Origin of the sequence: Mycolicibacterium setense (assembly GCF_000805385.1) — a bacterium.
Classification (GTDB): domain Bacteria; phylum Actinomycetota; class Actinomycetes; order Mycobacteriales; family Mycobacteriaceae; genus Mycobacterium; species Mycobacterium setense.
Map to the genome: position 1 here is coordinate 158,180 of NZ_JTJW01000008.1, position 14,239 is coordinate 172,418.

Here is a 14,239-nt window from a genome sequence, read left to right on the forward strand (position 1 = left end):
CGTCACCTGACAGACGTATGGACGCCCAACTCGTCGCTGCGATCGATCCCGGCCCGCGTGGCGATCGCGGTGCCCTTGAGCAGCGGCTCACCGATCTTGTCAGCAATGTCGTAGTTACCAAGGCTAACCAGATTGCAGCTGAACATATTTCGTCTCGACGGCACCGTCACCCGGCACTACCGGCATCGACGTGGTGTCGAGCAGGTCGGCCCTGTAGTCAGATTTGTGAGCGGCAGCCACATCAACAGGGTAGTCGGTCTATCAAACACCGCTGTTCGGCGTGGCGGCGACCCGCCCGCACAACGGGCTCATCGGCACCCGGCAAGGCTTACGCTGAGGGTGTGACACCGTCGTATCCGAACGCCGGCCGGCCGATGAACCTGCCCGAACTGAAGGACGCCACCATCGTGGTCGCCTTCGAGGGCTGGAATGACGCCGGCGACGCGGCCAGTGACGCGCTGGACCACCTGGATGCGATCTGGGAGGCCCAACCGATCGTCGAGATCGACGACGAGTCGTACTACGACTACCAGGTGAATCGGCCGGTGATCCGCCAGGTCGACGGCGTCACGCGGGAGCTGGAGTGGCCCTCGATGCGGATCTCGTACTGTCGCCCTCCCGGCAGCAACCGCGACGTGGTGTTGATGCACGGCGTCGAACCCAACATGCGCTGGCGCACCTTCTGCGCCGAGTTGCTGGCCATCGCCGACAAACTCAACGTGCAGACCGTGGTGATCCTGGGCGCTCTGCTGGCCGACACCCCACACACGCGGCCCGTACCCGTGTCGGGTTCGGCGTATTCGGCCGATTCGGCGAAGTTGTTCGGTTTGGAAGAGACGCGCTACGAAGGTCCGACCGGCATTGCCGGGGTGTTCCAGGACGCCTGCGTGCAGGCCGGCATCCCGGCGGTGACCTTCTGGGCCGCGGTTCCGCACTACGTCTCACAGCCTCCCAGCCCGAAGGCCACCGTGGCGCTGCTGCGCAGGGTCGAGGATGTGCTGGACGTCGAGGTGCCGTTGGCCGACCTGCCGGCGGCAGCCGAAGAGTGGGAACAGGCCGTCACCGAGATGACCTCAGAGGACGAGGAGATCGCCGAGTACGTCGCCTCGTTGGAACAGCGCGGCGACGCCGAGGTCGACATGCACGAGGCACTCGGCAAGATCGACGGCGACGCGCTGGCCGCGGAGTTCGAGCGCTACCTGCGTCGCCGAGGCCGGTAGCGGCCGACAGACGATACCGAGGCCGGTAGCGGCCGACAGACGGTACCGAGGCCGGTAGCGGCCGACAGACGGTACCGAGGGCGCTAAGCCTCCGGCTTCTCCAGCTCCGGCTTCTCCAGCGCCTCGATGCGCGCGCTGGTCGAACGACCCAGTGCCGCCGCCTCGGCGTCGAGTTTCGGCAGCAGCGTCGGGGTGAACTTGCGGATGTCACGCTCGGCCAGCGGCGTGGTCACGAACGGCCGGATCCAGCGGAAGGCGCCGACCCAACCGGGGCTGTAGATGCGTTTCTTGCGGCCCTCGATGCCCTTGACGAAAGCGTCGCCACAGGCGTCGACGGTCGTGGTCCGGTTCAGTGGCGGCGGCAGCTTGGACAGCATCTCCCGGAACGCCGACAGATCCGACTTGGCGTCCTGCACCAGCGGGGTGTCGATCCAACTCATGTGTGCCGAGCCGACTTCGACGCCGAGGTGGGCCACCTCGAGGCGCAACGTATTGGCAAAGTACTCGGCGCCGGCCTTGGAGGCGTGATAGGCGGCCAGACCCGGCGCCGAGGTGAACGCCGCCAGCGAGGACACCACGAGCACGTAGCCCTGGCGCGCGATGACCGACGGCAGCGTGGCGCGCACGGTGTTGAACACGCCGACCACGTTGATGTCGACGACCCGCTTGAACGCCTCGGGATCCACCTGCATGACCGAACCGAAGCTGGCGATGCCGGCGTTGGCCATCACGATGTCGATGCCGCCGAACCGCTCGACGGCGGCGTCGGCGGCCCGCTGCATGGCGGCCAGATCGCGCACATCGGCCAAAGCCGTCAGCACGTGCTCCTCGCCCAGTTCGGCGGCCAACGCGCTCAGCGGCGCCGCATCGAGGTCGGTGAGCACCAGTTTGGCGCCCCGGCGCCGCAGCCTGCGGGCCACCTCGGCACCGATACCGCGCGCACCGCCGGTGATGAAGACGACTTTCCCGTTGACAGAAACCATGGCGGCAACGTACCCCACCGCGGCGCCGCCGACGAGATCTAGAGCTGGACTCCCAACAACGCGTCCACGGTATCGGCGACCTGCCGTGGAGCAGTCGTGTCGTGGCCACCGTAGGCCAGCGCATCAGTACACCAACCATCCAGCGCGGCAAGGGCTTTGGGCGTGTCAAGGTCGTCGGCGAGGTACTGGCGTACTCGGGCCACCACATCGGCGGCGTCGGGCCCGGCGGGCAGCGCGGTGGCGCTGCGCCAGTGCTTGAGCCGGGCGTTGGCCTGCTCCAGCACGGCGTCGCTCCAGAACCGGTCACTGCGGTAGTGCTCGGCGAACAGCCCGAGCCGCACCGCCGACGGGTCCACTCCCTGCGCGCGCAGCCGCGACACCAGAACCAGGTTCCCGCGGCTCTTGCTCATCTTGTGCCCGTCCCAGCCGATCATTCCGCCGTGCACGTAGTGACGCGCGAAACGCCGCTCCCCCGTGACGGATTCGGCGTGCGCGGCGGAGAACTCGTGGTGCGGGAAGATCAGATCGCTTCCGCCGCCCTGGATATCCAGACCCGTGCCGATGCGCGTGAGCGCGATCGCCGAGCACTCGACATGCCAACCGGGCCGGCCCGCACCGAAGGGCGAAGGCCAGCTGGGTTCGCCGGGCCGCTGAGCCCGCCACAGCAGAGCGTCGAGTTCGTCGCCCTTGCCGGCGCGGTCGGGATCACCGCCCCGCTCGGCGAACAATCGCAGCATGGTGTCGCGGTCGTAGCCCGACTCGTAGCCGAACTGCACCGTGGCATCGGCGCGGTAATACACGTCGGGGTACTCGGCGTCCTCGACGACGTAGGCCGCACCCGAGGCCAGCATCTTCTCCACCAACTCGACAACCTCGGCGATCGCGTCGGTGGCGGCCACATAGTCCTGCGGGGGCAGCACGCGCAGGGCGCTCATGTCCTGGCGGAACAGCTCGGTTTCACGGTCGCCGAGTTCGCGCCAGCCGATGCCGTCGCGGTCGGCCCGTTCGAACAGCGGATCGTCCACATCGGTGACGTTCTGCACGTAGTGCACGGTGTGCCCGGCATCCAGCCACAGCCGGTGCACGAGGTCAAAGGTCAGGTAGGTCGCGGCATGCCCCAGATGTGTGGCGTCATAGGGCGTGATGCCGCACACATACATGGTGGCCGTCGGCCCCGGGGTCACCGGACGCACCTGACGGTCGGCGCTGTCGTACAGCCGCAGCTGCGGACCACGCCCCTCCAGCACCGGAATTGACGGCGCCGACCACGATCGCATGGTCTCGACTCTAAGGTGCTCGCTCAGGACGGCCTCCCGCCGGTCGGTCCCGCACAGTTCTCCCAAGTCAGACAACCGCGTGGGCGATTCCATTCCCGAACCGCTCACCGCGCCGCCCCGATCGCCTCGAGCAGGATCGGCGCCAGCTCCTTGCGGCACATGACGAAGTCCGGCAGGTACGGGTCGGCCCGGTTGTAGCGCAGCTCTGAGCCGTCCAGCCGGGACGCATGCAGGCCGGCGGCCAGCACGACCCCGGCCGGCGCGGCCGAATCCCACTCCCACTGGCCGCCGGCATGGATATAGGCGTCGACGTCACCCCGCACCACGGCCATCGCCTTGGCGCCGGCCGAACCGATGCGCACCATCCGGAAGTCGAGATGCTCACGGATCCGCCACAGCACCGCCGGCGGCCGGTTCGAGCTCGCGGTGATCAACAACGGCCCGTCACGCCGCGGCCCGGGCGGGCTCACGGTGTCGCTGCGGTACACCTCGCCGCGGGCGGGCAATGCGACCACGGCATCCGACAGTCCCCCGTCGACGCCGACCGAACGCTGCCACAGAGCGATGTGCACCGCCCAGTCCTCGCGCCCCGGCAACGAGAACTCATGGGTGCCGTCCACCGGATCGACGATCCAGACGCGGTCTGCATCGACACGGGTGAGGTCGTCGACCGCCTCCTCGCTGAGCACCGAATCACCGGGGCGAGCCTGGGCCAGGCGGTCCAGGATCAGTGCGTTGGATCGCCGGTCCCCCTCGTCGCCGAGGTAGTACGGATCGTAGAAACCGATCTCCTCGCGCACGGCCAACAACAACTCACCGGCCTCCTCGGCCACTGCGGCGGCCAGGTCGGCGTCGGTCGAGTGCACCCGGTAAGTATCGACGGTCGACAGAACCGGCGCCGGATCGGGGCTGCCAAGGCATCGAACGTCGATCACCGGGCAAACTCAGATCCTCACTTTGCCGCTAGGATTCGTCCAGTGACCGAGCAGACCCCGAGCATCTCGTTGTCCCCCGCCTGGCAGAAGCGGTTCGATTTCTTCAACGCCTATGGCCTCCCCAACTCCACACCTGAGTCCAAGGCCGCCTACCGGAACCTGCCGTTCGGCACCAAGTTGCGCATCGGCTCCAACTTTCCCGCGTTCTTCTTCGGACCGATCTACTTCTTCGTAAAAGGTATGTGGCGCAAGGGCCTTACCCTGCTCGGGATCGCGCTGGCGGTATCGGTGCTGCTGTTCGTCCTCGACCTGCCCGATTCCATCGGCCGCGGCGCCGGGATCGCGGTGGCCGCGATTGCGATGAGCACCGCCAACTACGCCTACTACCTCCACGCGGTCGGGCGCAGCCAATCCTGGAACCTGTTCGAGGGTTTCGGCCGCAGACGGTAGCCGTACGGCCCGCTAGAAGGCCGGCCACGGGATCGGCCGGTGCCGGTCAGGCGTCGGCATCACCGGGTTGTTCAGTAGGTCAACAACTCTGGTCCGCAGCGCGGCGATCTCGGCTGCGGTGATGTGGGCGCACAGCTGCTCGGCCAGGCCGCCGAACCCGTCGCGCAGTGCCGCGACATCGGCCAGCGTTTCGTCGTCGACGGGCTTGCCGGCCCACCCCCACAACACGGTCCGCAACTTGTCCTCGACGTGCAGGCTCACCCCGTGGTCCACGCCGTACACCGCCCCGTCGAGTCCGGCCAGGATGTGCCCACCCTTGCGGTCGGCATTGTTGATCAGCACGTCGAACACCGCCATCCGGAACAGCCGGCGATCATCGGCGTGCACCAGCGTCACCTCGTCGCCGGCGTAGTCGTAGGCCTGCAGGATCGGCAGGAATCCCGGCGGGAGGTGCCCGGTGGGCAGCAGGTCCACCAGATCGGGCCCCGAACCTGGCTCGTCCCCGACCTGGTCACCGGGCTGATCCACCCACAGCTGCAGCATGCCCGGACCGGCGGGCCCGTCACGAATAATGGTGCGCGGCACGATATTCCAGCCCAATGCGGCCGACACCAGATAGGCACTGCGCTCGCGGCCGGCCAACGTGCCGTCCGGGAAGTCCCACAGCGGCGCCTCCCCCCGGATCGGCTTGTACACGCAGTGCACCTGCCGCTCACCGGAGATCGCCTCACACAGGAAGGTGGCGTTGCTGGCCGACCGGATCCGGCCGATCACCGTCAATTCACCGTCGGCCAGAACTGCGCCGTCATCGGGATCGGTGCTAGATGTCTGCGTCATCTTCGGACCCGGCCACCTCACCGCGGCGGTAGCCGTTGGTACGCACACAGATGTGACCGTCGGGATCGAGCGGCTCATCGCACAACGGGCACGGCGGGCGCCCGGCCGAGATCACCCGATTGGAGCGGGTGGCGAACTCCCGGGCCGACTCCGGCGTCAGAAACACCCGCACCGCGTCGGGCCCGTCCTCGGCGTCGTCGAGCACCACCGAGGCATCGAACTCACCTTCAGAGACCGCGAGCAACTCGACCACGACGGTCTGGGCCTCCGAATCCCAGCCCAGGCCCATCGTCCCGACCCGGAACTCGGCGTCCACCGGGGTGACAAGCGGCAACAAGTCGCCCACCTCACCGGTGTCCGGCGGGATCGGCGTGCCGAAGCGGCGGTTGATCTCCGTCAACAGTGCGGCGATCCGTTCGGCGAGCACGGCGACCTGCTGCTTCTCCAGGATCACCGAGATCACCCGTTTGTCGTGGACCGCCTGTAGGTAGAAAGTCCGGTTACCGGGTTGGCCGACAGTCCCGGCCACAAATCGGTCGGGAGTGCGGAAAACGTGAATTGCGCGGGCCATGGCACCTTCCAAAATACCGGTATCGCCTACCGCGGGTCAGTTGGTGGACCCACCCACCACGGCATCCGTGGTGGGTTTCGCGGCCAGACCGGCGCTCAATTGCGCACCTGTGTGGTTGACGTGCATCACGAATGGCCGGACGTCGGTGTAGCGGATCACGCTCATCGAGGCCGGGTCGGCCGTGATGCGCTGGAACCCATCCAGGTGCACACCCAGGGCGTCGGCCAGCACCGCCTTGATCACATCGCCGTGAGTGCAGGCCACCCAGATCACGTCGGCCCCGTGCTGGGCCGCCAACGCACGGTCACGCTCCCGCACCGCGGCGACGGCACGCACCTGCACCTCGGCCAGACCCTCCCCGTCGGGGAACACCGCGGCGCTGGGCTGCTGCTGTACCACCGCCCACAACGGCTCCTTGACGAGCTCGCCGATGGCCCGGCCGGTCCAGCTGCCGTAGTCCACCTCGGTGAGCCGCTCGTCGACGACCGGATCCAGCCCCAACGCCTCGGCCAGCGGTGCCACCGTGCGTTCGCAGCGCAACAGCGGCGAGCGCACGATCGCTGTCACTGGAAGTTCTCCGATGCGCGCCACCAGGGCGGCGGCCTGTTCGGCGCCGCGCTCATCGAGGTCGACGCCATCGCTGCGGCCGGCCAGCGTGTGCGCGGTGTTGGAGGTGGAACGGCCGTGACGGAGCAGGATAACGGTCATCTCGGCTCCTCGCGCAAGCGCTCGTCGGTCATTTCGGCTCCTCGCGCAAGCGCTCGTCGGTCATTTCGGCTCCTCGCTCATCGACATCATTGCGCTGCCACCACACCACTACCCAGCAGTGCCAGCACCACCACGCCGAGAACCACCCGGTAGCCGACGAACCAGTACATGCTGTGCGACACCAGGAATTTGAGGAACCAGGCGATGGCGGCGAAGCCGACGACGAACGCGATCACTGTGGACACCAGAAGCTGCACACCGGTGGCGCTCATCCCCTCTCCGACCGGATGGAACGCATCAGGCAAGGAAAACAGTCCCGAGGCGAACACCGCCGGAATCGCCAGGAGAAAGCCGAAGCGGGCCGCCAGTTCGCGCTCAAGGCCCAGGAAGAGCCCGGCGCTGATCGTCGCCCCGGAACGCGAGACGCCCGGCACCAGCGCCAGGCACTGGGCCAGGCCCACCACGATGCTGTCGCGCCAGGTCAGCTGCTCGACCCGACGGGTCTGCCTGCCGTAGTACTCGGCCGCGGCGATCACCGCCGAGAACACGATCAGTGCCGTGGCCACCAGCCACAAATTCCTTGCGCCAGTACGGATTTCATCCTTGAACAACAGCCCGAACACGCCGATCGGAATGCTGCCGATGATCACCCACCAGCCCAGCCAGTAGTCGGCGGACCGGCGCGTCGCATCGAACAGTCCGGCGAACCAAGCCTTGATGATGCGGCCGATGTCCCGGGCGAAGTACACCAGCACCGCGAGTTCGGTCCCCAGCTGAGTGACCGCTGTGAAAGACGCGCCCGCATCGTCGTCGAAGAACACCCGCGAGGTGATCGCGAGGTGTCCCGATGACGAGACAGGCAGAAACTCGGTGAGCCCCTGGACAATCGACAACACCACAACTTGCAGCCAGGACATGGCACCGACGTCGGTCACGACGACGACCGTACCGTGGCGCCGGCGCCGGGATGCTCAGCGAGCGGTACGTGAAACCGGCTGCGCGCCGGCGACGGCGTCGCGGACCGTTGCCGACAGGCTCCGTTCATCAGTCAGGTCGATATCGGTCAGTTTGCGGGTGGCCACGGCCACCACGTCGTCTTCGATCGGAACCGGGCCGGACAGCCGGGGACGGTAGATCTCGATCATGAGCTGCTGACGTTCGATGTGGAAAGAAAAACTCCGGCCATCGCCAACTTGGCCAAACCCACTGGCGTGTACACCAGTGGAAATATCCTCCATAGCAAACTCTCGGCTGCCCAGTTCCCGGTCTGCGGCGAGGGTCATGATCGAACCATACCTCGACTTATGCCGCGTTGGTCGCAGACGCGACCATTTCTGGCCAATGGCCATGCCTAGACTGGATTCCTGCACGTCACCGATATCCATTGCCGATCGAGAGCCATCCGTTGCGCCCAATCCTCGCAGGTCAGCCAGTTCGCGCCGGCCTCTTCGCGCTGGCCCTGCTGCTCACCGCGGGCTGCACGTCCAACCCTTCCGATGCCCCGCCACCCACCATCGAGCCCGCTCAGGCCGCCGTTTCGCCCCCGGTCACGGCCACCCCGGACGGAGACATCCGCGAGTTGCGCGGGCGCGCTGTGAGCACGGTGTTCGAACCAGCAACCAGCACACTGGCCGTCCTGACTCCAGGACCAGAGGGCCAGTCGACCCTGAGCCTGCTGACCGGCAACCGGGCCCGGCGCGACGTGACACTGATGCCGGCGGCCACGGCGCTCAGCGTGGACGGCAAGGGCGACATCCTGGCATCCACCCGGGGCGGATACTTCCGGGTGGACGCGGCCGACCCCAAGGCCGGCAAAATCGACGTGGACGGCGCCCAGGACGTGGAGTTCACCGCGATCGCGCTGCGCGCCGACGGCAACCCGGTGCTGGGCACCTCTGACGGAGCGGTCTACACCTTGGCCGGCGACCGCGCCGTCGCCGCTCGCCTGAAGATCTTCGCCCGAGTGGATGCTCTTGTCACACAAGGCAATACCGCGGTCGTACTGGATCGTGGGCAGACCTCGGTGACGGCCGTCAACGCCAGCGGTACCAGCGCCGCGCAGGCACTGCGCGCCGGTGAAGGTGCCACCACCATGGCCGCCGATGCGCGCGGGCGGGTGCTCGTGGCCGACACCCGCGGCGACGAGCTAATGGTGTTCGGCACCGATCCGCTGATCATGCGGCAGCGCTACCCCGTGCCCGCCGCACCCTACGGCCTGGCCGGATCGCCCCAGCTGGCCTGGGTGTCGCAGACCGCGACCAATACCGTGATTGGTTACGATCTCTCCACCGGCATACCGGTGGAAAAGGTGCGTTATCGAACCGTGCAGCAACCGAACTCCCTGGCCTACGACGACAAGACCGACACCCTCTACGTGGTGTCCGGCTCGGGAGCCGGTGTGCAGGTGATCCGCACCGCATCGGGTCGCCGATGACCACGATCCAGCAGGGCCGCATGCCGCCGGGATGGGACAAGGTCGTCGCCGAAGACCAGTCCGAGGAATACGACTGGATACCGCTGCGGCTACCGCCGGATGTCACCAGGATCAGCGCCTCGATCCGCTTGTCGATCGAGGCCGAGTACCGCGGCTGGGAACTGGCCCGGGTGCGGGCCTACACAGATGGGAGCCGACGGGTGCTGTTGCGCCGCAAGAAAACCGCGTCATCCATGCCGGGCACACCCCAGGCGCCTTCGCTGTGATCTATGCCGCGCTGCGGCGGGCGCTGTTCCTGATGCCGCCGGAACGTATCCACCAGTGGGTGTTCGCCCTCCTGCGCACCGTCACCGGCCCGGCGATGCTGCGTCGCGCACTGGAACGACGGCTGGCACCCACCGATCCTGTACTGGCCGGCACGGTGTTCGGGGTGCGATTCGGTGGCCCGATGGGCCTGGCCGCCGGGTTCGACAAGGACGGTCGCGGGCTGGGCACCTGGGGTGCGCTGGGCTTCGGGTATGCCGAGATCGGCACCGTCACGGCGCAACCGCAGCCGGGAAACCCCGAGCCGCGGCTGTTCCGCCTGCCCGAAGACCACGCGCTGCTCAACCGGATGGGATTCAACAACGACGGTGCCGGTGCCCTGGCGATCCGGCTGGCCCGGCACACGCCCGACGTGCCGATCGGCGTGAACATCGGCAAGACCAAGGTGACCCCACCCGAGGATGCGGTGGCCGACTACGCCGAGAGCACCCGGTTGCTGAGCGCACTGGCCGCCTACGTCGTGGTCAACGTCAGCTCGCCCAACACTCCTGGGCTGCGGGATCTGCAGGCCGTGGAGTCACTGCGGCCGATCCTGGCCGCGGTCAAGGCCGAGACGAACAAGCCTGTGCTGGTCAAGATCGCCCCCGATCTCTCCGATTCCGATGTTGACGAAATCGCCGATCTGGCAGTCGAATTGGGGTTGGCCGGAATCGTCGCGACCAACACCACCGTGTCACGGGACGGTCTGGCCACACCTGGCGTCGATACCTTGGGCAGCGGCGGCGTCTCGGGGCGCCCGGTGGCGCGCCGGTCGCTGGAGGTGTTGCGCCGGTTGTACGGCCGCGTGGGCGACAAGCTCGTGCTGATCAGCGTCGGCGGGATCGAAACGGCCGACGACGCGTGGGAACGGATCATCTCCGGAGCCACCCTGCTGCAGGGCTACACGGGGTTCATCTACGGCGGCGGGTTGTGGGCCAAGCAGATTCACGACGGCATCGCCGAGCGGCTGCACGCCGGCGGGTTCGCGTCGCTGGCCGACGCGGTGGGTTCAGCGGCACGCTGACCCACCGCGATCACGACTACTTCTGCTCGTAGGTGCCGTGGATGACGGCGCGGGCGATGGCCTGACCGAACAGGTTGAAGCCCAGGTAGGCCGGGGTGGCGCCGTCGGGCAGACCCAGTGACTCCACCGGCAGTGCATGCACCGCGATGTAGTAGCGGTGCGGGCCGTGACCGGCCGGCGGTGCCGCGCCGATGTAGCGCTTGGCACTCGCGTCGTTGGCCAGCGTGACCGCCCCACCGGGCAGGTCGCTGCCGTCACCGGCACCGGCAGGCAACTCCGTCACCGAGACCGGCAGATCGGCGACCGCCCAGTGCCAGAAGCCCGATGCCGTCGGGGCGTCGGGGTCATAGACCGTGACGGCGAAGCTCTTGGTCTCGGCCGGGAAACCCGACCAGCTCAGCTGCGGCGAGACATCCGAACCGCCGGCACCCATGATCCCGCTGACCTGGTCATTGGCCAGCGGCTGCCCGTCGGTGACCGATTCGGAGGTCAGGGTGAACGTCGGCAGCTTCGGCAGGCTGTCGTACGGAGATGTGCTCATGGTTCCCTCTCGTCGTTGACTCGTGCGGTCAGCAGTTCCGCAAAAAGTGTTCCAGAACGCCCGCACCGAATTGCAGTGCGTCCACGGGTACCCGCTCGTCGACGCCGTGGAACAGCGCCGCGAAGTCCAGCTCCGGCGGCAACCGCAGCGGCGCGAATCCGAAGCATCGAATCCCCAACCGCTGGAACGACTTCGCGTCCGTCCCTCCGGACATCATGTAGGGCACGGTGCGGGCCTCGGGATCAAGCGCCAGGATCGCCGCGTTCATGGCGTCCACCAGATCACCGTCGAAAGTCGTCTCGTACGACGGCAGATCGCGCTCCCAGCTGCGCGTCACATCGGGGCCGATCAGCTCGTCGACCTCGCGTTCGAACGCCTCCTTACGGCCCGGCAGCACGCGGCAGTCGATCACGGCCTCCGCCGAGGCGGGAATGACGTTGGCCTTGTAGCCGGCCTTGAGCATGGTCGGATTGGCCGTGTCGCGCAGCGTGGCCGAGACGATCCGGGCCACGCCGCCGAGTTTGGCGATGGTGCCGTCCAGGTCCGGTGAGTTCACGTCGAAGTCGTAGCCGGTCTCCTCGGCCACCACGGTGAGAAACTGCTCCACCGCCGGATTGAGCACCAGCGGGAACTGGTGACGGCCCAACCGGTCTACGGCGCCGGCGATGGCCGTCACCGCGTTGTCGTCATGCACCATGGAGCCGTGCCCGGCCCGGCCCCGGGCCGTCAGCCGCATCCAGGACACGGTCTTTTCGGCGGTCTCGATCAAGTAGAGCCGACGCTCCCCGCCGTCCTTGCGCGGCACTGTCAGGGAGAACCCACCGACCTCGCCGATCGCCTCGGTCACGCCCTCGAACAGGTCGGGCCGGTTGTCGACGAGCCACTGCGCGCCGTAGGTGCCGCCGTGCTCCTCATCGGAGACGAACGCGAACACCAGGTCGCGGGGCGGGACGATGCCGGACCGCTTGAAATGGCGGGCCACCGCGATGGACATCCCGACCATGTCCTTCATGTCGACCGCGCCGCGGCCCCAGACATAGCCGTCCTTGACCGCTCCGGAGAACGGGTGCACGCTCCAGTCGGCGGGCTCGGCCGGAACGACGTCGAGGTGCCCGTGGATCATCAGGGCGCCGCGCGAGGGGTCGGCGCCGCGCAACCGGGCGAAGACATTGCCCCGACCGGGCGCCCCGGCCTCGACGTATTCGGTCTCGTACCCGACCTCCTGCAGTTGCTCGGCCACCCACTGGGCGCACTCGGCCTCACCCTTCGTGGTCGCCGGGTCACCTGTGTTGGAGGTGTCGAATCTGATGAGCGCACTGACGAGATCGACTACCTCGTCCGCGCTGGAGGCGGGGACCGTCACAGAGTCCATTGGTACCACCGATTCGGTCCGGGACACCGGTTTGGGTCTTGGGCACCCGATCCGATAACCTTAGGCGCCCAGCCCGCGAGGCTGGCAGGTCCGAGTGGCGGAATGGCAGACGCGCTAGCTTGAGGTGCTAGTGCCCTATTAACGGGCGTGGGGGTTCAAGTCCCCCCTCGGACACACAACTGAGGCGAGTGAAATGGACGCTCGCGTTCATTTCCGAGCCGATGGACACACATCGCATCTGCTCAGCCGGCCGTTGCCGCCGCGTAATGCGTGCTTTCAGTGCACAGCTCGGCTAGTTCTTCGAGGGTAGGACCGGCTGGAACCGTTGGGCGCCAGCCTCGTTGGTATACGGCCCGCGCATACGGCTCGGCGGCTGTCAGGCTGGCGGGAAGGCTATCCATCGCGGCGTACGGACCCACGATGTGCCGGATGCGGGGATCGGCATCGACGGCGGCAACGATGAGATCCGACGGCAACGGCCGGCTCAGATCGATATCGCCGCCGGACCACCGGCGTATCCGATCCGCGTCGCTGTGGCGATGATCATCGAACCAGGGCCGGAGGTGTTCGCCACACCACTGGTCGAAACCTATTGCGGCAGTGACGGGATCGTATCCGCATTCATCCAGGATGCGGATCAGCTCCCGGGCCTGTCGGAACGCCAGGGTGACACCCCGCCCGGCCAGTGGCGTGGTGGTGCACACCGCGTCTCCGACTGCGATCAGTCCCGCGAGCCGGGGCCTGCCCGTCTCGTCCAGTTGCCGACGGTAGCTGTTGTACAGCCGACCGCCTGGTAACACGGGCGTGATCGGTTCGGCGCGGGTTTCCGAGACCCAGTCAGACAGGACAGGAATCGCGCTCGACACCCGATCGAAGACTGCGGGGTATCGCAATCCACGCAGCGATCGGTCGGCTCCGGCGTGAATGAAGGTCACCGAGAATGTCTGATTGTCGTGGAGGAACACCACCGCCGAGTAGCCCTGCAGGGTCAATCCAAGCCCGCCCGGGTTGTTCACCGGTCCGTTCGTGGCGCCGGCCCGTACCCGGAACTGGCGCGTGACATATGTGGCACCACAATCGCCGCCCTCCGCGGGGCCGCGAAGGGCCTCGGTTACGCGACTGGACCGGCCCGAGGCATCGATGACGACGTCGGCGGGCAGTGTCGCACCGTCTACCCGCACACCGAAGACCCGGCCGCGGTCGTGCAGAACCGCCTCGACATGACCGGTGAGCAGGGAGAGATTGTGTTGCGCAACGGCGGTCGCACGAAGTACCCGCTCGAACATCATCCGTCGGCACAACAGCGCGAAGGGCCGGCCGTCCGGCGAATGAGCGATGACGGCACCGGCGGTGACGAGGTCGTGCACGACGTCGGGCATCTCGTCCTTCAGCGCCGCCACCGCCGGCCAACGGAAATGGTGGGCGTGGTGGAACTGCATCACCCCTTTGCGCGCCCAGGTCTGATGATCTGAGGGCCCGGGGTCACGATCGACCACGAACACTCTCCGGCCACGCCTGGCCAATGCGATCGCGGTGAACAGGCCGGCCGGGCCGGCACCGATAACGACCGTTTGCATGCACCCT

17 protein-coding genes and 1 tRNA gene are annotated in these 14,239 nt (G+C 67.4%); 6 read left to right on the forward strand and 12 right to left on the reverse strand.

Translation table 11 applies throughout. The features are described 5' to 3' along the window. Positions 1-2: 2 nt before the first annotated feature. Positions 3-170, reverse strand: a complete 168-nt coding sequence (locus QQ25_RS30985) for a hypothetical protein (protein ID WP_157847834.1) — start codon at positions 168-170, stop codon at positions 3-5. 204 nt (positions 171-374) lie between these two features. Between QQ25_RS30985 and QQ25_RS19125 the strand changes: the two genes are divergently transcribed. Further along, positions 375-1,220 carry a PAC2 family protein gene (locus tag QQ25_RS19125; protein ID WP_276015149.1) on the forward strand — a complete coding sequence of 282 codons (846 nt, stop codon included), beginning with the start codon at positions 375-377 and terminating at the stop codon, positions 1,218-1,220. Between the two features lie 83 nt (positions 1,221-1,303). Here the strand turns inward: QQ25_RS19125 and QQ25_RS19130 are convergent, their stop codons facing one another. From QQ25_RS19130 to QQ25_RS19140, 3 genes are all read right to left on the reverse strand, one after another. Then, on the reverse strand, positions 1,304-2,203 hold the full coding sequence (locus QQ25_RS19130; RefSeq protein ID WP_039321474.1) for an SDR family oxidoreductase: 900 nt from the start codon (positions 2,201-2,203) through the stop codon (positions 1,304-1,306). Between the two features lie 38 nt (positions 2,204-2,241). Next, entirely contained in the window at positions 2,242-3,480 is a 1,239-nt protein-coding gene (gene mshC / locus QQ25_RS19135) for a cysteine--1-D-myo-inosityl 2-amino-2-deoxy-alpha-D-glucopyranoside ligase (protein ID WP_039321475.1), read from the reverse strand. Between the two features lie 104 nt (positions 3,481-3,584). Continuing rightward, a complete protein-coding gene (locus QQ25_RS19140; protein WP_039321629.1) occupies positions 3,585-4,346 on the reverse strand; it encodes a 3'(2'),5'-bisphosphate nucleotidase CysQ in 762 nt (253 codons plus the stop codon). Positions 4,347-4,457: 111 nt separating this feature from the next. On the opposite strand from QQ25_RS19140, the gene QQ25_RS19145 reads away from it, so the two are divergent. Next, positions 4,458-4,865: a DUF2628 domain-containing protein gene (locus tag QQ25_RS19145; protein ID WP_039321477.1), complete on the forward strand. Its 408-nt coding sequence runs from the start codon at positions 4,458-4,460 to the stop codon at positions 4,863-4,865. A gap of 12 nt (positions 4,866-4,877) precedes the next feature. On the opposite strand, the gene QQ25_RS19150 is transcribed toward QQ25_RS19145, so the two are convergent. The 5 genes from QQ25_RS19150 to QQ25_RS19170 all read right to left on the reverse strand — a co-directional run bounded on the left by QQ25_RS19150 (position 4,878) and on the right by QQ25_RS19170 (position 8,264). Next, positions 4,878-5,702 carry an Rv2133c family protein gene (locus QQ25_RS19150; protein ID WP_039321479.1) on the reverse strand — a complete coding sequence of 275 codons (825 nt, stop codon included), beginning with the start codon at positions 5,700-5,702 and terminating at the stop codon, positions 4,878-4,880. Beyond that, positions 5,686-6,273 carry an Rv2134c family protein gene (locus QQ25_RS19155; protein ID WP_039321481.1) on the reverse strand — a complete coding sequence of 196 codons (588 nt, stop codon included), beginning with the start codon at positions 6,271-6,273 and terminating at the stop codon, positions 5,686-5,688. Before QQ25_RS19155 ends, QQ25_RS19150 begins: the two co-directional genes overlap by 17 nt. 36 nt (positions 6,274-6,309) lie before the next feature. Beyond that, entirely contained in the window at positions 6,310-6,981 is a 672-nt protein-coding gene (locus tag QQ25_RS19160) for a histidine phosphatase family protein (protein WP_039321484.1), read from the reverse strand. A gap of 86 nt (positions 6,982-7,067) precedes the next feature. Next, positions 7,068-7,898 (reverse strand): undecaprenyl-diphosphate phosphatase, encoded by an 831-nt coding sequence (locus QQ25_RS19165; protein WP_039381081.1) that lies wholly within the window; start codon positions 7,896-7,898, stop codon positions 7,068-7,070. Between the two features lie 54 nt (positions 7,899-7,952). Further along, positions 7,953-8,264, reverse strand: coding sequence for a hypothetical protein (locus tag QQ25_RS19170; RefSeq protein ID WP_039321486.1), 312 nt, complete (start codon positions 8,262-8,264; stop codon positions 7,953-7,955). A 101-nt stretch (positions 8,265-8,365) separates the two neighbouring features. Between QQ25_RS19170 and QQ25_RS19175 the strand changes: the two genes are divergently transcribed. The 3 genes from QQ25_RS19175 to QQ25_RS19185 are packed head-to-tail and all read left to right on the forward strand — an operon-like array spanning position 8,366 to position 10,742. Then, positions 8,366-9,415: a YncE family protein gene (locus tag QQ25_RS19175; protein ID WP_409370995.1), complete on the forward strand. Its 1,050-nt coding sequence runs from the start codon at positions 8,366-8,368 to the stop codon at positions 9,413-9,415. Further along, positions 9,412-9,681, forward strand: coding sequence for a DUF5703 family protein (locus tag QQ25_RS19180; RefSeq protein ID WP_039321488.1), 270 nt, complete (start codon positions 9,412-9,414; stop codon positions 9,679-9,681). Before QQ25_RS19175 ends, QQ25_RS19180 begins: the two co-directional genes overlap by 4 nt. Further along, entirely contained in the window at positions 9,681-10,742 is a 1,062-nt protein-coding gene (locus QQ25_RS19185; protein ID WP_039321635.1) for a quinone-dependent dihydroorotate dehydrogenase, read from the forward strand. Before QQ25_RS19180 ends, QQ25_RS19185 begins: the two co-directional genes overlap by 1 nt. A 16-nt stretch (positions 10,743-10,758) precedes the next feature. On the opposite strand, the gene QQ25_RS19190 is transcribed toward QQ25_RS19185, so the two are convergent. After that, on the reverse strand, positions 10,759-11,283 hold the full coding sequence (locus QQ25_RS19190; protein WP_039380461.1) for a YbhB/YbcL family Raf kinase inhibitor-like protein: 525 nt from the start codon (positions 11,281-11,283) through the stop codon (positions 10,759-10,761). A gap of 28 nt (positions 11,284-11,311) precedes the next feature. Further along, positions 11,312-12,655 carry a M20/M25/M40 family metallo-hydrolase gene (locus tag QQ25_RS19195; protein ID WP_039380463.1) on the reverse strand — a complete coding sequence of 448 codons (1,344 nt, stop codon included), beginning with the start codon at positions 12,653-12,655 and terminating at the stop codon, positions 11,312-11,314. Positions 12,656-12,743: 88 nt separating this feature from the next. Between QQ25_RS19195 and QQ25_RS19200 the strand changes: the two genes are divergently transcribed. Continuing rightward, positions 12,744-12,829, forward strand: a tRNA-Leu gene (locus QQ25_RS19200). A gap of 68 nt (positions 12,830-12,897) precedes the next feature. Here QQ25_RS19200 and QQ25_RS19205 read toward each other — a convergent pair. Next, on the reverse strand, positions 12,898-14,232 hold the full coding sequence (locus QQ25_RS19205) for an FAD-dependent oxidoreductase (protein WP_039380465.1): 1,335 nt from the start codon (positions 14,230-14,232) through the stop codon (positions 12,898-12,900). Between the last annotated feature and the right edge of the window lie 7 nt (positions 14,233-14,239).